This window comes from Geodermatophilus marinus (assembly GCF_003428645.1).
Lineage (GTDB): Bacteria > Actinomycetota > Actinomycetes > Mycobacteriales > Geodermatophilaceae > Geodermatophilus.
This window is the reverse complement of record NZ_QVQH01000013.1, coordinates 62,825-82,766: the sequence shown is the minus strand read 5'-3', so window position 1 is coordinate 82,766 and position 19,942 is coordinate 62,825. Positions and strand designations below refer to the sequence as shown.

The window sequence follows — 19,942 nt, the reverse complement described above, 5'->3', positions numbered from 1 at the left end:
CACCCTCCCGCTCAGTGCGCGGCCGCGACGGCCGGCGTCTCGGGGGCGTCGAGGATCTGCCAGGGCCGCACCACGGCGCCCAGCACCGCGATCGCCAGCAGCAGCCCGGTGACGATGACCCCGGCCATCGCGGTGGCGTCGTTGCCGAGCACCCCGACCAGCGGTGAGATCGCCGCGCCCACGCTGAACTGGGCCGCCCCGAGCAGCGCCGCCGCGGCGCCGGCGGCCTCGCCGTGCGCGGCCAGCGCCAGCGCCGGGGCGTTGGGCAGGGCCAGCCCGGTGGCGGCCAGCACGCCCCACAGGGGGACGACGACACCCGGCAGCCCACCGGTCCCGGTGGTCGCGAGCACGAGCATCACCAGGGCGGAGCCCGCACCGGCCGGCACGGCGGCCGTGAGGATCCGGGCGGGCGACCACCGGCGCAGCAGCACGGGGTTGAGCTGGGTGGCGCCGATGAGGAAGAAGGCCCCGGCGCCGAACAGCAGGCCGAACTGCTGCTCGTCGAGGCCGAACTGGCCCTGGTACACGAACGAGGAGCCCGAGACGTAGGTGAACAGCCCCGCCATGGTGAGCGAGGCCACCAGCACCAGGCCCACGTACACCCGGTCGCGCAGCAGCCCGCGGTAGGTCCGCAGCGTCCCGGCCAGGCCCGCGGTCGCCCGGCGGGACGGCGGCAGCGTCTCGGGCACCGCCAGCGCGCCGAGCACCAGGAGCAGCAGGCCGTACAGGGAGAGCGCGACGAAGACCCCTCGCCACGAGGTCACCCGCAGCAGCTCGCCGCCGAGGGTGGGGGCGAGCACGGGCGCGGCGCCGAGCACGAGGAAGAGGCGGGAGAGCATGGTGGCCGCGGCCCGGCCCTGGAACAGGTCGCGCACGATCGCCATCGCGATCACGCTGCCGGCCGCGCTGCCCACCCCCTGCAGCACCCGCAGCACGCCCAGCGTGACGATGTCCGGCGCCACCAGCACCAGCAGCGAGGCCACCACGTGCAGGGCCGTGCCGGCCAGCAGGGGGCGGCGCCGGCCGAGCGCGTCGGACAGCGGCCCGATGACCAGCTGACCCAGCGCCAGGCCGGCGAGCGTGCCGGTCAGCGTGAGCTGCACCATGGCCGAGCTGGTGCGCAGGTCGGCGGCGATCGTGGGCAGCGCCGGCAGGTACATGTCGATGGTCAGCGCGCCGGTCGCCACGAAGGCACCGAGGACCAGCGCGAGCACCGCCCGGCGCGGCGGCTGCGCCGGGGCGGGTGTCGCGGTGGTCTGCTCCTGCAGGGCGGTCACGGTGCTCCCCCCGGGCGCCGGTGGCGGCCCTTCTCGTCGGTCGTTGCATCGGGCAACTCCGGAGGGGTGCCGCGTCATCCCGGTCGCGGGTGAACTCCCGGGCAACGGTGTGTTGCGTGCGCCACCGCGGGGACGCGCCGGACCGGTGTGCACACCGGCCCCGGGCGTCCCCGTCCCGACGGCCCCGCGTGGTACCCATGACGCGTGGCGGTGCGTGCGGGGAGCCTGGTGGGCAGGGTGGTCGGCGCCGTCGTGCTGGCCACCGTGCTGCTGGTCGCCGCCACCGCCGGGGCGATCTGGTGGACGGCGCGGCAGGACTCGCGCCCGTCGTCGGACGCCATCGTGGTGCTCGGCTCGGCGCAGTACAACGGCGTCCCGTCGTCGATCTTCGAGGCCCGCCTGGAGCACGCCCTGCGGCTCTACGAGCAGGGGGTCGCCCCCGTCGTCGTGACCGTCGGGGGCAAGGCCGTCGGCGACCAGTTCACCGAGGCCGAGGCCGGGCGCGACTACCTCGCCGCGGCCGGGGTCCCCGCGGACGCGCTGCTCGCGGTGCAGGAGGGCGTCGACACGCTGCAGAGCATCCGGTCGGTGGCCGCGGCCTTCGACGAGCGCGGCTGGGGGACCGCCGTCCTGGTGACCGACCCCTGGCACGCCCTGCGGGCCGAGCGGATGGCCGAGGACGCCGGCATCGCCGCCGAGAGCTCGCCGACCCGGCAGGGCCCGGCCGTGCAGACCCGCACCACGCAGTTCCGGTACATCCTGCGCGAGACGGCGGCCTACCTGCTGTACCGCGCGACCGGCGAGAGCGTGGCCGGGGCGCCGGGGATCGGCTGAGGGGGGCGCGGTGCTGGAACTCGGGAAGGCCGGCTCGGCCGGGTGCGAGGCGGGCGTGCGGCCCGTGCTGCGCGACGGCGCCGTCGTCGCCACGCTGCGGGCCTCGAACTGGAAGGAGGCGGCCACGGCCGTCGTCGGGGACCGCGCGTGGGTGTTCGCCAAGCGGTCGGGCGAGCTGACCGCCCGGTGGGCGAGCGAGCCGGAGGACGCCGCGCGGCTGCGGGCCCGGCGGACCTCCTGGTGGCGGGGCACCTGGGCGCTCGACCTGGCCGGGACGCCGCTGGCCGCCGAGCGCAGCTCGTGGTGGGGCAGCCGGTACCGCTTCCTCTCGGGGGGCCGGGTCGTCGCCGAGACCGGCAGCACCGGCGGGTGGTCGCCGCGGCCCACGCTGGACGCCGGGGACGACCTGCCGCTGGACTCCCGGGTGTTCCTGCTGTGGATCGCGCTGGTCCTGGGCCGCCGCGACCAGGCCGCATCGACGGCCGCCGTGGCCGGTGGCGCGGCCGCGGCCGGGGGCAGCTGATGGCCGGGCGCGGGCGGATCCGCGCGGCGGACATCGCGCTGGTCCGGGAGCGCAGCCGGATCGACGAGATCATCGGCGAGCACCTGCAGCTGCGGCGGGCCGGCGGCGGCAGCCTCAAGGGGCTGTGCCCGTTCCACGACGAGAAGTCGCCGTCCTTCCACGTCACCCCCGCACGCGGGCTGTACCACTGCTTCGGTTGCGGGGTGGGTGGCGACGTCATCCGCTTCGTGCAGGAGATCGACCACATCTCCTTCACCGAGGCGGTCGAGCTGCTCGCCCGCCGGGCGAACGTGGAGCTGCGCTACGAGGACGACGGCGGCCGGCCGACCGGGGCCCCCGACCGCGCCCAGGCCGGTCAGCGGGCGCGGCTGGTGGCGGCCAACACCGCGGCGGCGGCCTTCTACGCCGAGCAGCTGCGCACGCCCGAGGCGGCCCCGGCCCGGCAGTTCCTCGCCGACCGCGGCTTCGACCGGCAGGTGGCCCTCGACTTCGGCTGCGGCTTCGCGCCGGCCGGCTGGGACTCCCTCACCCGCCACCTGCGCGGCGCCGGCTACACCCAGCAGGAGCTGGTGACCGCCGGGCTGGCCAAGGAGTCCTCCCGCGGGTCGCTCATCGACCGCTTCCACCGGCGGCTGGTCTGGCCGATCCGCGACATCACCGGCGACGTCATCGGCTTCGGCGCGCGCAAGCTCGCCGAGGACGACCCGGGCCCGAAGTACCTCAACACCCCGGAGACGCCGCTCTACAAGAAGAGCACCGTCCTCTACGGGATCGACCGGGCCAAGCGGGACATCGCCCGCCGGCGCCAGGCGGTCGTCGTCGAGGGCTACACCGACGTCATGGCCTGCCACCTGGCCGGCGTGACGACCGCCGTGGCCTCCTGCGGGACGGCGTTCGGCCCCGAGCACATCGGCGTCCTGCGCCGGCTGCTGATGGACCAGGACGAGTTCAGCGGCGAGGTGATCTACACCTTCGACGGCGACGCCGCCGGGCAGAACGCGGCGATGCGGACCTTCGCCGAGGACCAGCGCTTCGTCGGGCAGACCTTCGTCGCGGTCGAGCCCGACGGCATGGACCCCTGCGAGCTGCGGCAGGCGCACGGGGACGCCGCCGTCCGGGACCTCGTCGCACGCCGCACGCCGCTGATCGCCTTCGTGCTCAAGACGACGCTGGCCGGCTACGACCTCGACACCGTCGAGGGCCGGGTCGCGGCGCTGGAGAAGACCGCGCCGCTGGTCGCGCAGATCAAGGACCACGCCCTGCGCCCGGCCTACGCCCGCCAGCTGGCGGGGATGATCGGCAACACCGACGAGGCCGAGGTCCTCGAGCGGGTCCGGCGGATCACCGGGGACGGCGGGGCGCCCGGCCGCGGCCGGCCGCGGACGCCGCGCCGCTCGCCGGACGAGATCGCCGTGGCCGTGGAGCGGGAGGCGGTCAAGGCGGCGCTGCAGGTGCCCGAGCTGGCCGGGCCGTCGTTCGACGCCATCCCGGTCGAGGCCTACACCGACGCGGACCTCGCCGCGGTCGCCGCCGCGGTGCAGGCGGCCGGGGGAGCGGCGGCGACCCGGGTGACCGGGCCGGAGTGGCTGGACGAGATCGCCGCGCACTGCGACCGGGAGACGGCGCGCGCGCAGCTGACCGCGCTGGCCGTGGAACCGCTGCGCTCGGCGGCCGAGCCCGACGCCGGCTACGTCGGGGCGGTGCTGGCCCGGCTGGAGGAGATGCACACCGTGCGGCAGGTGGCCGCGCTCAAGGGCCGGCTGCAGCGGATGAACCCGGTCGAGGCCGCCGACGAGTACATGCGCGCGTTCAGCAGCCTCATGGCGCTGGAGCAGCGGGCGATCTCGCTGCGCCAGCGGGCGATGGGCGGGCTCGGCGCATGAGCCTGGCGGAGCGGCTGCGCCGGCGGTTCACCCGGCCGCCGGAGCCGGTGCGCGCCGTCGTCCAGGCCTCCGCCGACCCCGACGAGCGGGTGCTGGCCTGGGGCGCGCTGGTCCGCGACGAGGGCTGGCTGGTGGCGACCTCGCGGGGGCTGCGCCGGGTGCCGGCCGACCTCGCCCTGCCCGACGCCGGCGAGGTCGGCGTCCTGCCGTGGCACGAGGTCGGCTCGGCCCGGTGGACGGCGACCGCCGACGGCGGCGGGCGCTTCGAGGTGACCCCGCTGACCGAGGTGGAGCCCGGCGTGCAGGCCCGCCTGCCCGTGCAGCGGCACGCGCTCACCGATGCCGGGGACCTGCCGGCCGTCGTCCGGCGACGGGTCGACCAGACCGTGGTCGCCAGCCGGCGCACCCCGCTGCCCGGGCGCGGGGGAGTGGTGCTGGTCGCCCGGCGGGTGCCCGGTCAGGCAGCGCGCGAGTGGAGCGTCGTGTTCGACGACGACGCCGACCGCCTCGACCCCGGGGCGCGCGAGGTCGCGCGGCAGAAGCTGGCCGAGGCGGTCGCCGCCGACCAGGTCGGCTGAGCGGTCCGGTCAGGGCATCGGGGGCGTGCCGGCCGGGCCGGTCGTCGTCGGCCCGCTGGTGGTCGGCGACGTGCCGGACGGCGTGCCGCTCGAGGGCACGTCGCCCAGGGAGCCGCGGCCCGCCGAGCCCCCGCCCGACGAACCGCCGCTGCCCGAGCCGCTGCCCGAGCTGTCGCGGCCCATGCGCGCCTTGACCGAGTTGGTCACCGCGTCGGCGCGGGCCTGGGCCATGCCGGCGACCTCCTGGAGCTGCGGGTTCTCCTTGGCGTTGCCCCAGGCACGCCGGATCTGCTCGTAACGCTCACGGCCGGCCTTGGCACCGAGCACGTACCCGGCACCGAAGCCGGCGAGGAAGGACAGCTTCGCCACGGGAGGCCTCCTGCTGCGTCGATGGGGTGATCAACGTAACCGCGGTTGCGGTGACGCGCGACGCGGAGCCTCCCGCGGGGGCCGGTCGGGCGTGGGGTACTCTCGTCGAGGCGCGCGGGCGTGACCCGCCGATCCCCCGTAGCTCAATTGGCAGAGCATGCGACTGTTAATCGCAGGGTTATTGGTTCGAGTCCAATCGGGGGAGCTTCTTTGAGGCTCTGACCAGCGAGTTTGCCAATCACGGCCCTATTGTCTGGCGCCGCTCCTGTCGGTCGGGCATCCTTTAAGCATCCAAATCGGATGAGGAGGATGCCGTGGGCCGACCACCGTTACCGCTCGGCACGTACGGCAAGGTCCTGTTCATCGCGCAGCCCAGCGGCCAGGTCAAGGCCCGGGCGAAGTTCCGCGACTTCGATGGCCGTGTCCGGCTGGTGTCCAAGGTGGGGCCGTCTCGCGCCGCCGCGGAACGGGCGCTGAAAGTCGAGCTCACCAACCGCCAGGCGCCTGGTGGCGCCGGCGCGATCACCGCCGGAACACGAATGGCCACGTTGGCCGAGGCGTGGATCGAGGCCGATCACGGCTGGTCGACCGGAACGCAGCGCACCTACCGCTCGGTGGTCAACAAACAGGTCAAGCCGGCCTTCGGTCAGCTCTGCATCCGGGAGGTGACTCCGGGCGTGGTCAGCCGGGCGCTGTCCGCCATCGCCAAGAGCAGCGGACCGGGCGCGGCCAAGACAGCGCGGGCGTGTCTCTCCGGGATGTTCGCGCTGGCAATCCAGGACGGCGCCGTCGTGGTCAATCCGGTCCGCGACGCCACCGCCAAGATCAGTACCGGCAAGCGAGCGCCGCGCGCACTGACTGCGGCAGAGACCGGACGACTCGTCGAGCTGTTCCGGGCGAGCGACCGCGCGACCGAGCTTGACCTGCCCGACGTCGTCGACTGGATGCTTGCCACCGGCTGCCGGATCGGCGAAGCGCTGGCGCTGCGGTACGGAACCAACGGCGACGGCAAGCCGATCCTCGATCTCAGGGCCGGAACCTGGGAGGTGAATGCCACCGTCGTCCGCGTTCCAGGCGCCGGGTTGACGGTCCAGCCGCGGCCGAAGACGACCGCTGGCTGGCGGATCATCGCGCTGCCCGAGTTCGCTGTCCGGATGCTGGAGGACCGGCGGGCGAGTTCTCGCCGGCAGACGGGCACTGAGGTCGTCTTCCCTCCGCCGCTGACCGGCGCCCTGCGGGATCCGTCGAACGTCTCAGGAGACCTCCGCCAGTTGCTCGACTCGTTCGAGTGCGAGACCTGCGAGGGGACGGGCTATCAGCTCGACGAGGACGGCTCCTTCAGGGCCGGAGCAGGCGGGCGACGCATCCGCTGCGAGGAGGGGCCGTGGTCGTGGGTCACCTCGCACACCTTCCGCAAGACCGTCGCCACGCGCCTCGACGAGGCCGGCCTCAGCCCGCGCCAGGTGGCCGACCAGCTGGGCCATGCCAATCCGTCGATGACGCTCGACGTCTACTTCGGCCGACAGGTCGTCAGCGCCGAGGCGGCGCGGGTGCTGAACCGTTGAGCTGCGTCGCCGTGAAGTCCTGGCACGACGGCGGGGCGGGGTTCACCTCCGCCAGTCACCCCGCTCGATCGGCGCGCCCTGCTTCCGCCTGCTCATGCAGCCACGCGGTCACGTCAGCGCGCCGGTAGACCACGCGACGTCCCACGCGGAAGCTGTGCGGGCCGGTGCCGAGGTGCCGCCAGTACCTCAGCGTGGAGACGGGCGAGCGCATGATCAGGGCAACCTCGGCCGTGGTCAGCAGGTCATCGGCGTTGTCCATGACGAACCTCTCTGGTTTCGTGACGCCGCCCGGGGGGAGGCCCTGCATCGCAAGGTAGGGCGAGGTATGGACAGCTCCTCTGCCAGACACCCAAGCGGGAGGTCCCAGCCGTGCTCCGGCGCGTTCCTGAGTCTCACTTGGCTCTGATGCCGGCGGTCACGGGGGCAGACTCCCGTTCTCAGACCACGGAGGAGCCGAGGCCGGTGGTGGCCAGCCAGGAGCGCAGCCACATCATCACTGCGTCCCACAGTCCGGTGACCAGTAGCAAGCCCAGAACCAGGAGCAGGACACCGCCCACTCGCATGACCGTTGGGGCGTGGCGGCGGGCGAAGGTGGAGAAGGTCAAGGCCCGACGGGCGCCGAGGGCAACCAGCAGGAACGGGATGCCCAACCCCAGGCAGTACGCCAGGCCGAGCACGGCGCCGCGGCCCGCGGACGCCTGGCTGTAGGCCAGCGAGTTCACCGCGGAGAGGGTCGGGCCCAGGCACGGCGTCCAGCCCAGCCCGAAGACGATTCCCAGCACCGGTGCGCCGGCCAGGCCGGCGGGCGGGCGCCGGTGGATGCGCCGCTCCCGCTGCAGCCAGGGGAGTGCACCGAGGAAGGCCAGGCCCATGACGATGGTGATCACGCCCATGACCCGGGTGAGCACGGGTGCCCACTCCAGCAGCAGTCGCCCGAGGCCGCCGAACAGTGCTCCGAAGGACACGAACACCAGGCTGAAGCCGGCGACGAACAGCAGGGCGCCGGCCAGTACCCGGCGCCGGTCACTGCGTGATGGTGCCGCCGTGGCAGGCGCGGTGGTCACGGCGGTCCCGGCCGCCGATGGCGGCGGAGTGGCCGGTTGCCCGGCCGCCGGCGCGGCGGCCGTTGCTCCAGTGAGGCCGGCGACGTAGCCCAGGTAGCCGGGGACCAACGGAAGCACGCACGGCGAGGCGAAGCTGATCAATCCGACCAGGGCGGCCACGGCCATCGCGAGCAGCAGGGAGCCGTCGGTGACGATGTCGGCGAATGTCGCGCCGAGGTCGCTCACGGCTCAGCCCTCGTCCAGTAGCTGGTCGAGGGCCGTGCGCAGGTCGTCTTCGGGGACGACGGCCACGTACACCGCGGCTACTTGCCCGTCGCGGTCGAGCAGGATGGTGGTGGGCACGACGTTGGCGGGGAAGCCGCGGAAGGCCAGCGCGACCTCGCCACGTGGGTCGAACATCGAGGGGTAGGTGGCGCCGACGCGATCGACAAAGGCCTGGGCGAGGTTCCGCTGGTCTTTGACGTCGACGCCGAGGAACTGCACGCCGGAGTCGGCGACGTCGGTGTAGACCGCCTGGAACTCGGGTGTCTCCACCCGGCAGGGCGCGCACCAGGATCCCCAGAAGTTGAGCACGGTGATGTCGCCATCCAGCGACTGCGAGTCGAACTCACTGCCATCGAGCAGCTCACCGCGAAACGCAGGGGCCGACTCACGCGCGTCGGCGGGGATCAGCTGGCCCAGGGGAGTGGCCTCGCTGAAGTCGAACTCCCCAGCATCGGTGGCGGTGCTGGCGTTGGTCCCCGAGCTACCGGAGCAGCCCAGGAGCATGAGGGCGGCAGCGACGAGGGCCGCCGCCAACAGGCCGCGGCGGGTCGGGTTGTCAGCCAACGAGGGAACTCCAGTACAGCCAGAACCGCTGCGTGATGGCAGCGACGATCAGAAGGAACCACGCCGTGAGCAGGACGCTGTGCCGGGTGCGCACAAGCGCGACCGCGGCGTTGACCCCTGCGGGCAGCCGCGGCGCCCAGGCGGTCAGGTTGCGCAGGGTGACGGCGGTGAACAGCGGGATGGTGACCGCCCAGACGACCATGCAGTAGGGGCACAGCGCCTCGATGCGGTACAGGCTGGCGAACATCAGCCAATGCACGAACACGACGCCGGCGGTGACGCCGGCCTGGAGTGAGGCCCAGAACCACTCGGCCAGCCGGCCGCCGGCCAGCAGCACCGCGCCGGTGGTGGCCACGACGGGGAATCCGGCGACCCCGAGCAGTGGGTTGGGAAAGCGGAAGACCTCCGCCTGCGGGCTGGCCATGATCGAGCCGCAGCTCAGGATCGGGTTGAGGCTGCAGGTCGGCACGTAGGCGGGGTCGGCCAGCAGGGCGTACTTCTCCACCGCCAGCACGAGCGCTGCGACGAAGCCGAGCAGCCCGCCGACGAGCAGCCACACCGCCAGCCCGCGGCCTCTCCCGCCACGTGCCTCGGTGGCCACCGGCCGGTCGGCGACTGCGGTGTCACTCATCGAGGGCGGCCTCGATGCGCTCGATGAACTCGTCGGTGGTGGTGACCTCGAGCTTCTCGCCGTTGAGGAAGAACGTCGGTGTGCCCTCCACGCCGAGCGCCAAGCCGTCGTCCCGGTCGGCCAGCACCCGCTCGAGAGTGGCCGGGTCGGCCACGTCCTGGTCGTACGAGGCCAGGTCCAGGCCGAGGTCGGCGGCGAAGCCGCGGAACACGGCGGCTTGGGACTCCTCCCGGTGGCTCCACTGCTCCTGGGTCTCGTACATGCGCTGGTACATCGCCTCGAAGTCGCCCTGCTGGGCGGCGGCTTCGACGGCGACGGCGGCGTTCTCGGCGTTCGGGTGGCCGGGCATCGGCATGTACCGGGCGACGAACGTCACCTGGCCGGCGTAGTCCTCGCGCAGCTGCTCGACGAACGGGTACACCGACGCGCACGCCTCGCACTCGAAGTCCAGGAACTCGATCAGCGTCACGTCGCCGGCGCCGGGTTCACCGAGGCGGTGGCTGTCCTCGCGCACAACCTGCGGGCCGCCGGCCGCCCCGCCGTCGGCGCTCGAGCCGGAACCGGACTGCCCCAGAATGAGGAACGCGGCCACAACGGCGGCGAACGCGGCGACCAGTGCGGCCGACACCTTGAGGTTGGTGGACACAGGGGCTCCCGCTCTTGCCTTCGACGCCAACGTGATACCAACATAACAACGTCCGTTGGGGCGTTGGTCCGAAGGTCGGGTCGAGAACGAAGGGGACCGATGAGCAGCGACACCTGCGATCTGCTGTGCCTGGATCTGCCGCATGCCGAGGCCGTCCGCGCCCAGCTGAGCCGCGAGGAGCAGGTCCGCGCGCGTGCCAACCAGGCGAAGGCCCTGGGTGACCCGACCCGGCTGCGGATCGCCTCGGCGCTCTCCCTCGGGGAGGAGCTGTGCGTGTGTGACCTGGCTTGGATCACCGAGTTGTCGCAGAACCTTGTCTCTCACCACGTGCGCATCCTGCGGACGGCGGACCTTGCCACGTCCCGGCGAAACGGCAAGCTGGTCATGTACCGCCTCACCGAGGCCGGCGCGCGGCTGCTGGCCGCCGTGGCGGGCCCCGCCCAGCCGCTGAACGCCGGCCCCGCGACGGCTGAGGCGCTGTCGTGACCGCCCTGCATCCGGCTCAGCTCACCGTCGACCGTCGCGCTCTCCTGGCGCGACGCATCCGGCTGTTCGTGGCCTTGACCATCACCTGGAACGTCATCGAGGCCGCGGTCGCGCTCACCGCTGGTGCCCGGGCATCGTCGTCGGCGCTGATCGGGTTCGGCCTGGACTCGGTCATCGAGGTGTCCTCGGCGCTGGCCGTCGCCTGGCAGTTCGCCGGCCGCGACCCCGAGGCGCGGGAGAAGGTGGCGCTGAAGGTCATCGGCGCCTCGTTTTTCGCGCTGGCGGCGTTCGTGACCGTCGACGCGCTCCGCTCCCTGCTCGGCTCCGGGGAGGCTGAGCACTCCAGCGTCGGGCTGGTGCTGGCGGCGCTGAGCCTGGCGGTCATGCCGTTCCTGTCCTACGCCCAGCGCCGCGCCGGCCGCGAACTCGGCTCGGCCTCGGCGGTGGCGGACTCCAAGCAGACGCTGATCTGCACCTACCTCTCCGCCGTCCTCCTGGTGGGGCTTGCCCTCAACAGTCTGTTCGGCTGGTCGTGGGCCGACCCGATCGCAGCCCTGGTCATCGCGGGACTGGCGCTCAAGGAAGGGCGGGAAGCCTGGCGCGGCGAGAACTGCTGCTCACCGGCCGAGGCGCTGCGCCCCGGCGCCCTGGAATCCACCGATGACGCCTGTGGCTGCAAGCCCGGCTGCGACTGCTGCAACTGAGGACCCATGAAGACATCCGTGCGACGCATCCTCATCGTCGCCGCGGCGACGGTCCTGGCCTCGCTCCTGCTCGTCTTCAGCGGTGGTACGGCACTGGCGCACACCGGCTTGCAGTCCTCGACGCCGACGGGCGGGGAGACGCTGACCGCAGCTCCGGACGCGGTCACCCTCACGTTCTCCTCGGCGGTCGCCTCGAAGTTTGCCCAGATCGCTGTCACCGGCCCGGACGGGGAGTCGGCCACCTCCGGGGAGGTCACCATCGACGGTGCGATGGTGTCCCAGCCGGTCAATACCAGCGGTGCAGGCGCCTATGTCGTGGCCTACCGCGTCGTCTCCGACGACGGTCACCCGGTGTCCGGCCAGCTCACCTTCACCCTCACCGGCACCGGCGGTGCGGCGACGGAGTCGGCGCCGGCTGAGCCGACCCTGGTGAACACGCCCGCACCCCCTCCGGACACGGAGACGGCGGTGTCCCCGGCCGCCGGCAGTGACACGGCCAGCGACGCGGGCAGCAGCTGGGGCCTGTGGGTGTTCCTTTCGGCGGTGGCAGTGGTGCTCGTCGCCGGGACGTGGCTGGCGTTGCGCCGGCGTAGTGCCACCGGTGGCTGAATCACGGGTCGACAGCGCGCCGGCACCGGCAAGGGTGCGCCGCGGCCTACTGGTGCTCGCCTCGGCGCTGGCGGCCATCGCGGTCTGCGGGCTCACGCTGTGGGCCGGCGGCGCCGCCGACGTCGTCTCGGTGCCGGGCATCCCGGCTCCGCCGCCCGTTGTCGCCTGGCTGGTGCCCGCTCTGCGGCTGGTCGCTGACGCGGCCGCCGTGCTGACCGTGGGCTGCCTGTTCGGAGCCGTGGTCCTCGTGCCCGGTGACACCGTGCTCAGTACGGCGGGCTACCGGTGGGTGCGCCTAGCCGGCTGGGGTGCAGTCGTGTGGGCGCTGACCTCGCTGGCCTCGCTGCCGGTCCTGCTGGCCGATTTCCTCGGCACGGGGTTCTCAGCGATCTCGCTGCGCGGCGTCTGGAGCTTCGTCGAAAGCGTCGAGCAGGGCCGGAACCTGGTCGTGGTGGCCGCCCTCGCCGCGGTCGTGGCTGCCTTCGCCCGAACCGTCCTGCACCCGGCCGGGGCGCGGGTTCTGCTCTTCATCGCCCTGGCCGCGACCGTTCCACCGGCCTTCACCTCGCACTCCGCGGACAAGGCCGACCACAACCTCGCCGTCACCGCCGTCGTCTTGCACGTGCTTGGTGTCGTGCTGTGGGCCGGTGGCCTGCTGGCACTGATGCTCGCGGCCCGGCTCTCCGGCCCGGCGCGCGTCACCGCAGTCGAACGGTTCAGCCGCCTCGCCCTACCGCTGGCCGTGGTCGTCGGAGGCAGCGGCGTCGTCACCGCCTACACGCGCTTCTCCAGCCCCGATCAGCTGCTCGACACCGGCTACGGGGCCGTGCTGCTGGCGAAGGTGGCGGCGTTCGTGGGTTTGCTGGCGCTGGCCGCCTGGCACCGCCGTCGGACCCTTCCGGCACTGCGGGCAGGGCATCCCAGGATGTTCCTCCGCCTGGCGGGCGCCGAGGCGGTTCTCTTCGCCGCCACCATCGGACTTGCCGTAGGGCTCGCGCGCACCCCGACACCTCCGCCCGTCGTCGATGCAAATGCGGCCGCAGCCCCGGCGGAGCAGCTCCACATTCTCCCGACCGCAGTCACGTCGCCTCATGATCACAGCTGCGTGAAGGACCTATCCCCCTTGGGCTGTGCAGCATGGCGCCTCAGGTGGACAGGCACGAACTGGCTGTTGACCCGTCGGATTCCGACACTATCATCGGCATTAGTCGATGATAGGAAGCCGATACCGTGCCCATGACGACGAACACCAAGGCGACCGAGCCGACGGTCGATGAGGCTGCTGCACTCTCGACGGCAGCTTGCCTGTTCCGCAGCCTGGGTGACCCGATGCGACTGGCGATCGTGCGCCACCTGATGCTGGGCCCGCACCGGGTCGTGGACCTCACTCGGCATCTGGACGGTCCGGCGCAAAGCTCGGTGTCCGCAGCACTGGCCTGCCTGCGCGACTGCGGCCTGGCCGAGAGCAAGCCGCAGGGACGCGCATCGCTGTGGTCGCTGACCACCCAGCCGGAGCTGCTCGGGCTGCTCGCTTCGGCGGAGAAGCTGCTGGCCGCGACCGGTGACCAGGTCGCGCTGTGCCCGGTGTACGGAACGGGGGCCGCGTCGTGACGGTCGCCGCGCTCGTCCTCTACGTCGTCGCTCTCGTCGTGCTGTTCGGTGTCCGGTCCTGGATCCAGCTGCGCCGCACCGGGTCGACCGGGTTCGTCGGCACCTCCGGCACTCCGGCCGACGCCGGCTGGTGGGGCGGGGTGCTGTTCGCCGCCGCCATGGTGCTGGGCCTGGCCGGCCCGCTGCTCGCGGTGGCCGGCTTCGTGACCGCCGACCCGCCACCCGCGGTGCAGTTCGCCGGCCTGGTGGTGGCGTTAGTCGGTTTCGCCGCGACGCTGGCCGCGCAGACCGGCATGGGCGCCTCGTGGCGGATCGGCGTCGACCCGGCCGAGCGCACCGACCTGGTGACCGGCGGCGTGTTCGCGCACATCCGCAATCCGATCTTCACCGCGATGGCCGCCGCCCAGGCCGGAGTCGTGCTTATGGTCCCCACCTGGATCAGCGCGCTCGCACTGGTCACGCTGGTGGCTGCCGTCCAGCTCCAAGTGCGGGCCGTCGAAGAGCCCTATCTCCGCTCGGTGCACGGCGGGGCGTACGCCGCCTACGCCGCGCGGGCCGGCCGGTTCCTGCCCGGCATCGGCCGGTTGCCAGTTACCCAGGGAGCGCAGCGATGAGCGGTGGCCACGAGCACACGCACGGCCACGGCGGCGCAGCGGGAAATCGTCGGCGGCTGGCGATCGTGCTGGCACTGACCGCCTCGGTTCTGGTCGTCCAGGTGGTCGGTGCGCTGCTTTCGGGATCGTTGGCGTTGCTTGCCGACGCCGCGCACGCCGGCACCGATGCCGCCGGCCTGGTGATCGCGCTGGTCGCGGCCACACTGGCGCTGCGCCCGCCGACGGCCCAGCGCACCTGGGGCTACCGGCGCGCCGAGGTGCTCGGCGCCACCCTGCAGGCGGCGGTGTTGCTGGCTGTGGGCGTGTTGGTTGCCGTCGAGGCGGTCGGCCGGTTGCTTGAGCCCGGGGCAGCAGAGGTGGCGGCCACGCCGGTACTGGTGTTCGGCGGCATCGGCCTGGCCGCCAACGCACTCGGCATGTGGGTGCTCACCCGCGGCGGTGCACGCAACGGGAACCTGAACATGCGGGCGGCTCTACTGGAGGTGATCAACGACGCGCTCGGGTCGGTCGCGGTGCTGGTCGCCGCAGCGGTCATCGCGGTTACCGGCTGGCAGGCCGCAGACTCGGTTGCCTCCCTGCTGATCGCCGCCATGATCGTGCCGCGCACCATCGGGCTGCTGCGGCGAACGGTGTCGGTGCTCCTGGAAAGCACTCCGCCGGGCCTGGACCTCGAGGCAGTCCGCGCGCATCTGGAAGAGCTGCCCGGAGTCGTGGCGGTCCACGACCTGCACGCCTCACAAATCAGCGACGACCTGCCGGTCCTGACGGCGCACGTGGTCGTCGAGGACGCCTGCTTCGTAGACGCGCGGGCACCGCAGCTGCTCGATCAGATGCAAGACTGCCTCGCCGAGCACTTCCCGATCAGCGTGGCGCACTCGACGTTCCAGCTCGAAGCCCGCACACACGCCGATCACGAACTCGCCGCGCACCGCTGACCGACGCTCACGGGTCCGCAGAGGCCGGAGGACGGACGAACCCGTGACCGCACATCCGTTGGCCGCCGGCGGGCCACGTCGGGCCCATCACGGCCCCAGCTGACCATCGCCGATGCGGCACAGGCGCGGAAGACGCCTTACATCCGGGGATGTGGAAGCAGGTTCACTGTCCACAGACGGCCGGAGAAGCGTTCCGTCGTCATTACGTCGGTGCAGCTTTGCGTTATGAGCGACGTAACTGAAACCGAACGGCGTACCTGTCGGTTCCCCGGCTGTCGCCGGCCAGCGGCCGCCTCCCAGGCAGGGGCCGGCCGCCCGCCGGAGTACTGCGACGACAGCGCGCACAACCGGACCGCCGCCTGGCACGCCCGTCGCCGGCTGCGCACGGAGCAGTCCGGGCACGCGGCCGGGATCGAGCAGCGGCCGATCGATGCCGCGCGGCAGCGGGCCAGTGAGCTGCACGGGCAGGTCGCCGGCATGATCGAGCACTTGAATCAGCAGCTGAAGGGGTTGCTCGAGGAGCTGCGGACGGTGGGGGATCCGGAGGCCGCCGAGCTACAGATCGAGACTGTGACCAGTGAAGCGGCCGAGCAGGTCGCGACCGCCACGGCTCGCGCCAGCCGGGCCGAGCAAGCGCAACAGCGCGCCGAGGCCGAGCGCGCGGAGGCCGACGCCGTTGCTGAGGAGGCCTCTGCCCTGAGCGAGCAGCTCCGTTCCGGGCTTGAAGAGGCTCGCCAGCAGCTAACGGATGCCGAGACGGCGCGAGACAGGCTGAATACCGAGTCGGCCGACGCTCTCGCGACCATGGATGCAGAGCGGAAGCAGTCCGCCGCAAAGTTGATCGATCTCGCGGAAGAGCTGACCGTTGTCGAGGCACGGGTGGTCGAGGCACACCGCGACCGCGACGCTGCGATCCGACGAGCGGAAGCCGCGATGGTCGCGCAGTCGGAGGCGGAAGAGCGGTCCCGCAACGCTGTCGAGCGGGCCGACGCCGAGTCGGCGCGCACTGCCCGTGCCGAGGATGCGGTCGAGTCAGTACGTCGGGGCTTGGCGCAGACCGACCGGCAAGCCGCAGATCTCCGTGACGAGGTCAGCGACCTGCGCGAGAAACTGGCGGCGATGACTGCCCTGCGGGACGCCGCCGTACACGACGCCGAGCGCGAGAAGACCCATGGCCACCAGCGAGTCGACGACCTGCGTGCCCGTCACGAGGAGGAGAACCGACGACTGCGCGAGGAGCTCGCCGAATTGCGCGGTGAGGTCAACACGGCGCGCGACGAAGCGCGCGTACAGCGCAGCAGAGCCGACCGAGCCCACGCCCGGTTCGACAACGCCGTGACAGTCAAGGCGCGGCGCCCCCAGTCGCACGCGGGACGCGCACGGCGTCGAGGCGATATCACGGCCACAGGAACCGAAGAGACCCGCGACTGATACCGGAGCAGCGTGGCCGAGTTCGTCCTACGCGCCTTGTGCGGTGATGGAGGTGGCGATGAAGACACCCCGTTGGAACCCGCGCCCTGCTGCCGTGCCAAAGATGCTGCTCGGCGAACCCACCGCCAAGGCTTTCGGCTGGACGTCACAGTCAAAGGGTGGCCGCGAGCAGAAAACCGGCCGCGAGGGCAGGGCCGTAGGGAAAGGTCCTCCGGCGGTCCCCGTCGCGCATCAAGGTGACCACGGCCTGCGTCACGGTGACCAAGGAGAAGGCGGCGAGGGCCAACAACAAGCCGCGATGCGTGGCGTGTCCGAGACCCAGGCCACCGAGCACAGCCAGGCGGACGTCGCCGAACCCTGCTCCCGCGAACCGCCAGCACAACAGCAGGACGACCCCCGCCGCCGCAGCTGCGAGACCGCTGGTGAGCAGGCCGCGCCAGTCACCGTGCACGGCGAAGCCGACGGTCAGCAGCACGCCGGTGCCGACGGCGGCCTGCCGGACGAGCGCCGTCGGGATGCGTTGGGTGACCGCATCGCAGGACGCCGCGGCGACCAAAGCGCATCCCCAGACCAGCAGGGCAGGCACCAGCCACCACGTGTCCGCACGGTGGGACGTCACGATCGCCGCGGCTCCCGCTCCGCCGCCGGCGACGGCGCTGGCCAGCGCCAGGCTCGGCCGGGCAGCGTCAATCCGCGCCAACTGAGCGAGCCCACGGGTAGTGAGCCAGGGCGTAGCTGCGGCGCCAACCAGTGCTCCTGCCACCGTGGCGACCATCCACGTGCCGTTCATCCGCTGAGGGCCACCCTTGACCTCCACGGGAACTTGTCCTGCTCGACGCCGCGCAATCCTGTGGATAGCTGCGCCATCCCAGCTTCCGGTGCGGGAGCGTGTCAGGACCGCGCGGTACACCCAGACGGGGAGGACGAGTGACGGACTCAGCGACAACTTGTCACCCGAAAGGGTGGGAACGAGACGGCGGTCACACGTCCGCTCGACCCGGAGGGCAACCTCGGTCGACGGACGGTGACGCGATCGGGGGTGATCAGGCATGGCGGTGATGCGCGCGACGGCCGGAGCGGCCGCGGTGCTCCTGGCGCTGACGACCTTGGGTTGTTCGTCGTCGTCAGACCCCGGCTCGTCGAGTGCGTCGACGTCCGGGACGTCGAGCTCCCAGACGTCGAGCCCCTCGCCGACCACTTCGAGCCCCGCCGAGGAAGCGCAGGCAGCGGCGGTCGAACTCGTCCCGGAGTACCTGCGGACGATCGACGACCTGTACCTCGACCCGTCACTCCCGCTCGACGGGATCTACCAGGTCGCGGTGGCTCCGGAAGCCACTGCCCAGGCCACAGCCATCGGGAAGTTCCGTTCCCAGGGCTACCGCCAGACCGGTCGGTCGCAGCTGGTGACTGCATCCGCCGCCAGCGTCGACCTGTCCAACACTCCCGCCGCTTCGCCGTCACCTGTCTTCCCGACCATCGTCGTCACCGCCTGCGTCGACGTGAGCCAGGTCGACGCGGTCGACGCCACCGGGCAGTCGATCGTGCCTCCCGACCGTCCGCGGTACCTCGTCCAGCAACTCACCGTGGTGAACCCGGACTATCCGGACACGTCGTCGTGGCGGGTCAGCGAGGCGCCGAACAGGCAGGCGGAGTCATGCGACGGGTAGTCCTCGCCCTGGCGGGAGCGCTGCTGTGCGTGTGCGCCTCGCTGGTCCTCTCGCCAACTGCTGTCGCTGATCCGGCGACCTGCCAGCAGTACGACTCGCACGGCATTTGTGTAGTCGGAGTCGAAACGGCCGAGGATGCCCCTGGGACGGCGGCCCCACCGGCCGCGACGACTCCCGACGGGGATGGCGGCACGCCTGCGGCGGCCTGCACTGTCAGCCCCTCCGGCACCGTCATTCCGTGCCAGGAGGGCCAGGCGTGGTGGGTGCAGGACATGCAGTGCTACGTGGAGGCGATGGCCCAACAGCCTCCCAAGGACTCGCCGATCTGGGGCGGTCGCACGGACGGCGCCATCTACAGCTGCCTTTCCTACACTGGCGGTGGAGCTTTCCCCGGTACCAACGGCTTCAGCTTCTGGTCGGCGAACCCGCCGGGGGTTCCGGCCGCGATCGATCCAGCGCAGCTCGCGCAACAGGCGCTCAGCACAATGACGGTGCCATCACCGACGACGGGCCGTTATCCGGCCGGCACTCTGCAGGACGGACAGCCGTTCACGGTCGTCAACGCCTACACCTGGTTCTGGACCGACCCGGGATCGTTCCGAGCACTGACCGCGCGTGCCGACGCCGGAGGCGTGTGGGCACAGGTGACGGTGACACCGACGGCGCTGTCGTTCACGCCGGGCGATGGGGCTGCCACGGTGTCGTGCCCGGGTCCTGGTATGGCGTGGCAGCCGGGCGACGGGGTGTGGGCCGCGTCGCCGGCGGGCTGTGACTACCGGTACCCGCACTCATCGATCCGCCAGCCCGATGGGCAGGTGACGGCGACGTACGGCATCCAGTGGTCGGTCACCTGGACGTCGTCGACGGGCGCCACCGGCACGCTGCCGGATCTGACGACGACCTCGAACGCGACGTTCACGGTGGCGGAGGTGCAGTCGGTCGTGATCAGGTGACGACGCGGGTCAACGGGATGGCGTCGCCGGCGGCCGAGCGCTATCCGGCTCCGGCGCCAGAGGCGGCGCTGCCGCCGGCTCCTCCGGTGCGTACCGCGGCGGCGAGGAAACGTGCCAGCCGCAAGTCGCTGGTCCTGAGCGTGCTGGTCGTGCTGCTCGGGGGCCTGCTGGCCTTCAGTGCCGGCCAGATGCTGACCGCGCGCACGGAGGTACTGGCGGTCGCCCGCGACGTGCAAGTGGGCTCGACGATCACCGCGGAGGACCTGACGGTCGCGAACGTGACGTCGGATCCCAACCTGTCACCAATCCCTGCCTCGCAGCGGTCCCACATCGTCGGGATGGTCGCCCAGGTGCCGCTGACCCGCGGAGAGCTGCTGACCGGCGCCCAGGTCGGCCCGGACAGCGGATTCACGGCGGGGGAGATGCTGGTCGCGCTGCCATTGAAGGAAGGGCAGTTTCCGGCCGGTGGGCTGAACCCAGGCCAGCAGGTGCTGATCGTGGCGACCCCCGGCAGCACCGGCTCGACCGGTGGCAGCGGTACGCCGTCTGCCGACTCAGACGGTCCCCGCGGTCAGCAGATCGACGCGACGGTCGCCGAGGTCGGATCGCTCAACCAGGCCACGCAGGTGGCGGTGATCGACGTGCGAGTCAGCGCCGACGACGGCGTGCGGGTGGCCGAGCTCGCCTCAACCGGCAACCTGGCGTTGATCCTGCTGCCGGCGGGGCGGTGACCT

General features: G+C 72.2%; 24 protein-coding genes and 1 tRNA gene. 17 read left to right on the top strand and 8 right to left on the bottom strand.

Annotated elements, in window-relative coordinates; genetic code table 11:
- Positions 1-11: 11 nt before the first annotated feature.
- Positions 12-1,277 (bottom strand): multidrug effflux MFS transporter, encoded by a 1,266-nt coding sequence (locus D0Z06_RS15225; RefSeq protein ID WP_233517714.1) that lies wholly within the window; start codon positions 1,275-1,277, stop codon positions 12-14.
- Positions 1,278-1,481: 204 nt separating this feature from the next.
- On the opposite strand from D0Z06_RS15225, the gene D0Z06_RS15220 reads away from it, so the two are divergent.
- The 4 genes from D0Z06_RS15220 to D0Z06_RS15205 are packed head-to-tail and all read left to right on the top strand — an operon-like array spanning position 1,482 to position 5,095.
- Positions 1,482-2,111 carry a YdcF family protein gene (locus tag D0Z06_RS15220; protein WP_233517713.1) on the top strand — a complete coding sequence of 210 codons (630 nt, stop codon included), beginning with the start codon at positions 1,482-1,484 and terminating at the stop codon, positions 2,109-2,111.
- Positions 2,112-2,121: 10 nt separating this feature from the next.
- Positions 2,122-2,634 (top strand): hypothetical protein, encoded by a 513-nt coding sequence (locus tag D0Z06_RS15215; RefSeq protein WP_117378340.1) that lies wholly within the window; start codon positions 2,122-2,124, stop codon positions 2,632-2,634.
- On the top strand, positions 2,634-4,517 hold the full coding sequence (gene dnaG, locus D0Z06_RS15210) for a DNA primase (protein ID WP_117378338.1): 1,884 nt from the start codon (positions 2,634-2,636) through the stop codon (positions 4,515-4,517). Before D0Z06_RS15215 ends, dnaG begins: the two co-directional genes overlap by 1 nt.
- Positions 4,514-5,095, top strand: a complete 582-nt coding sequence (locus tag D0Z06_RS15205) for a hypothetical protein (protein ID WP_117378337.1) — start codon at positions 4,514-4,516, stop codon at positions 5,093-5,095. The genes dnaG and D0Z06_RS15205 overlap by 4 nt, the downstream gene beginning before the upstream one ends.
- A gap of 9 nt (positions 5,096-5,104) precedes the next feature.
- Here the strand turns inward: D0Z06_RS15205 and D0Z06_RS26395 are convergent, their stop codons facing one another.
- Positions 5,105-5,464: a hypothetical protein gene (locus D0Z06_RS26395; RefSeq protein ID WP_233517712.1), complete on the bottom strand. Its 360-nt coding sequence runs from the start codon at positions 5,462-5,464 to the stop codon at positions 5,105-5,107.
- A gap of 132 nt (positions 5,465-5,596) precedes the next feature.
- Between D0Z06_RS26395 and D0Z06_RS15195 the strand changes: the two genes are divergently transcribed.
- A tRNA-Asn gene (locus D0Z06_RS15195) sits at positions 5,597-5,669 on the top strand.
- Positions 5,670-5,778: 109 nt separating this feature from the next.
- Positions 5,779-7,029: a tyrosine-type recombinase/integrase gene (locus D0Z06_RS15190; protein WP_117378335.1), complete on the top strand. Its 1,251-nt coding sequence runs from the start codon at positions 5,779-5,781 to the stop codon at positions 7,027-7,029.
- 55 nt (positions 7,030-7,084) lie between these two features.
- Here D0Z06_RS15190 and D0Z06_RS15185 read toward each other — a convergent pair whose 3' ends face one another.
- The 5 genes from D0Z06_RS15185 to D0Z06_RS15165 form a co-directional block, all read right to left on the bottom strand.
- Positions 7,085-7,288, bottom strand: a complete 204-nt coding sequence (locus D0Z06_RS15185; protein WP_117378414.1) for a helix-turn-helix domain-containing protein — start codon at positions 7,286-7,288, stop codon at positions 7,085-7,087.
- A gap of 178 nt (positions 7,289-7,466) precedes the next feature.
- Complete coding sequence (locus D0Z06_RS15180) at positions 7,467-8,318, bottom strand: cytochrome c biogenesis CcdA family protein (RefSeq protein ID WP_233517711.1); 852 nt, start codon at positions 8,316-8,318, stop codon at positions 7,467-7,469.
- A gap of 3 nt (positions 8,319-8,321) precedes the next feature.
- Positions 8,322-8,921, bottom strand: a complete 600-nt coding sequence (locus D0Z06_RS15175) for a TlpA family protein disulfide reductase (RefSeq protein WP_233517710.1) — start codon at positions 8,919-8,921, stop codon at positions 8,322-8,324.
- The gene (locus tag D0Z06_RS15170; RefSeq protein WP_117378333.1) at positions 8,914-9,552 is read right to left on the bottom strand and encodes a vitamin K epoxide reductase family protein; all 639 of its coding nucleotides are present in this window, start codon (positions 9,550-9,552) and stop codon (positions 8,914-8,916) included. The genes D0Z06_RS15175 and D0Z06_RS15170 overlap by 8 nt, the downstream gene beginning before the upstream one ends.
- Positions 9,545-10,198 carry a DsbA family protein gene (locus D0Z06_RS15165; RefSeq protein ID WP_117378332.1) on the bottom strand — a complete coding sequence of 218 codons (654 nt, stop codon included), beginning with the start codon at positions 10,196-10,198 and terminating at the stop codon, positions 9,545-9,547. The genes D0Z06_RS15170 and D0Z06_RS15165 overlap by 8 nt, the downstream gene beginning before the upstream one ends.
- A gap of 99 nt (positions 10,199-10,297) precedes the next feature.
- On the opposite strand from D0Z06_RS15165, the gene D0Z06_RS15160 reads away from it, so the two are divergent.
- The 8 genes from D0Z06_RS15160 to D0Z06_RS15125 all read left to right on the top strand — a co-directional run bounded on the left by D0Z06_RS15160 (position 10,298) and on the right by D0Z06_RS15125 (position 16,588).
- On the top strand, positions 10,298-10,684 hold the full coding sequence (locus D0Z06_RS15160; protein ID WP_117378331.1) for an ArsR/SmtB family transcription factor: 387 nt from the start codon (positions 10,298-10,300) through the stop codon (positions 10,682-10,684).
- Positions 10,681-11,388 (top strand): cation diffusion facilitator family transporter, encoded by a 708-nt coding sequence (locus D0Z06_RS15155; RefSeq protein ID WP_117378329.1) that lies wholly within the window; start codon positions 10,681-10,683, stop codon positions 11,386-11,388. Before D0Z06_RS15160 ends, D0Z06_RS15155 begins: the two co-directional genes overlap by 4 nt.
- A 6-nt stretch (positions 11,389-11,394) precedes the next feature.
- Entirely contained in the window at positions 11,395-11,997 is a 603-nt protein-coding gene (locus D0Z06_RS15150; protein WP_117378327.1) for a copper resistance CopC family protein, read from the top strand.
- Entirely contained in the window at positions 11,990-13,237 is a 1,248-nt protein-coding gene (locus tag D0Z06_RS15145; RefSeq protein ID WP_147332060.1) for a copper resistance D family protein, read from the top strand. The genes D0Z06_RS15150 and D0Z06_RS15145 overlap by 8 nt, the downstream gene beginning before the upstream one ends.
- The gene (locus D0Z06_RS15140; protein ID WP_117378408.1) at positions 13,234-13,608 is read left to right on the top strand and encodes an ArsR/SmtB family transcription factor; all 375 of its coding nucleotides are present in this window, start codon (positions 13,234-13,236) and stop codon (positions 13,606-13,608) included. Before D0Z06_RS15145 ends, D0Z06_RS15140 begins: the two co-directional genes overlap by 4 nt.
- Positions 13,605-14,222 (top strand): methyltransferase family protein, encoded by a 618-nt coding sequence (locus tag D0Z06_RS15135; RefSeq protein WP_117378325.1) that lies wholly within the window; start codon positions 13,605-13,607, stop codon positions 14,220-14,222. The genes D0Z06_RS15140 and D0Z06_RS15135 overlap by 4 nt, the downstream gene beginning before the upstream one ends.
- Positions 14,219-15,157: a cation diffusion facilitator family transporter gene (locus tag D0Z06_RS15130; RefSeq protein ID WP_117378323.1), complete on the top strand. Its 939-nt coding sequence runs from the start codon at positions 14,219-14,221 to the stop codon at positions 15,155-15,157. Before D0Z06_RS15135 ends, D0Z06_RS15130 begins: the two co-directional genes overlap by 4 nt.
- Before the next feature lie 225 nt (positions 15,158-15,382).
- A complete protein-coding gene (locus tag D0Z06_RS15125; RefSeq protein ID WP_147332059.1) occupies positions 15,383-16,588 on the top strand; it encodes a coiled-coil domain-containing protein in 1,206 nt (401 codons plus the stop codon).
- Between the two features lie 151 nt (positions 16,589-16,739).
- Here D0Z06_RS15125 and D0Z06_RS15120 read toward each other — a convergent pair whose 3' ends face one another.
- Positions 16,740-17,405, bottom strand: coding sequence for a peptidase (locus D0Z06_RS15120; protein WP_117378320.1), 666 nt, complete (start codon positions 17,403-17,405; stop codon positions 16,740-16,742).
- A 232-nt stretch (positions 17,406-17,637) separates the two neighbouring features.
- On the opposite strand from D0Z06_RS15120, the gene D0Z06_RS15115 reads away from it, so the two are divergent.
- The 3 genes from D0Z06_RS15115 to D0Z06_RS15105 all read left to right on the top strand — a co-directional run bounded on the left by D0Z06_RS15115 (position 17,638) and on the right by D0Z06_RS15105 (position 19,939).
- Positions 17,638-18,255 carry a hypothetical protein gene (locus D0Z06_RS15115; RefSeq protein ID WP_233517709.1) on the top strand — a complete coding sequence of 206 codons (618 nt, stop codon included), beginning with the start codon at positions 17,638-17,640 and terminating at the stop codon, positions 18,253-18,255.
- A 263-nt stretch (positions 18,256-18,518) separates the two neighbouring features.
- Positions 18,519-19,208 carry a hypothetical protein gene (locus tag D0Z06_RS15110; RefSeq protein ID WP_233517708.1) on the top strand — a complete coding sequence of 230 codons (690 nt, stop codon included), beginning with the start codon at positions 18,519-18,521 and terminating at the stop codon, positions 19,206-19,208.
- Entirely contained in the window at positions 19,205-19,939 is a 735-nt protein-coding gene (locus D0Z06_RS15105) for an SAF domain-containing protein (RefSeq protein WP_117378317.1), read from the top strand. Before D0Z06_RS15110 ends, D0Z06_RS15105 begins: the two co-directional genes overlap by 4 nt.
- Positions 19,940-19,942: the final 3 nt, after the last annotated feature.

Excerpts from the sequence above, each read along its gene's own strand:
- dnaG (WP_117378338.1), top strand. The coding sequence starts at position 2,634 with ATGGCCGGGCGCGGGCGGATCCGCGCGGCGGACATCGCGCTGGTCCGG.
- D0Z06_RS15205 (WP_117378337.1), top strand. The coding sequence starts at position 4,514 with ATGAGCCTGGCGGAGCGGCTGCGCCGGCGGTTCACCCGGCCGCCGGAG.
- D0Z06_RS15185 (WP_117378414.1), bottom strand. The coding sequence starts at position 7,288 with ATGGACAACGCCGATGACCTGCTGACCACGGCCGAGGTTGCCCTGATC.
- D0Z06_RS15170 (WP_117378333.1), bottom strand. The coding sequence starts at position 9,552 with ATGAGTGACACCGCAGTCGCCGACCGGCCGGTGGCCACCGAGGCACGT.
- D0Z06_RS15160 (WP_117378331.1), top strand. The coding sequence starts at position 10,298 with ATGAGCAGCGACACCTGCGATCTGCTGTGCCTGGATCTGCCGCATGCC.
- D0Z06_RS15150 (WP_117378327.1), top strand. The coding sequence starts at position 11,395 with ATGAAGACATCCGTGCGACGCATCCTCATCGTCGCCGCGGCGACGGTC.
- D0Z06_RS15140 (WP_117378408.1), top strand. The coding sequence starts at position 13,234 with ATGACGACGAACACCAAGGCGACCGAGCCGACGGTCGATGAGGCTGCT.
- D0Z06_RS15130 (WP_117378323.1), top strand. The coding sequence starts at position 14,219 with ATGAGCGGTGGCCACGAGCACACGCACGGCCACGGCGGCGCAGCGGGA.
- D0Z06_RS15125 (WP_147332059.1), top strand. The coding sequence starts at position 15,383 with ATGAGCGACGTAACTGAAACCGAACGGCGTACCTGTCGGTTCCCCGGC.
- D0Z06_RS15115 (WP_233517709.1), top strand. The coding sequence starts at position 17,638 with ATGGCGGTGATGCGCGCGACGGCCGGAGCGGCCGCGGTGCTCCTGGCG.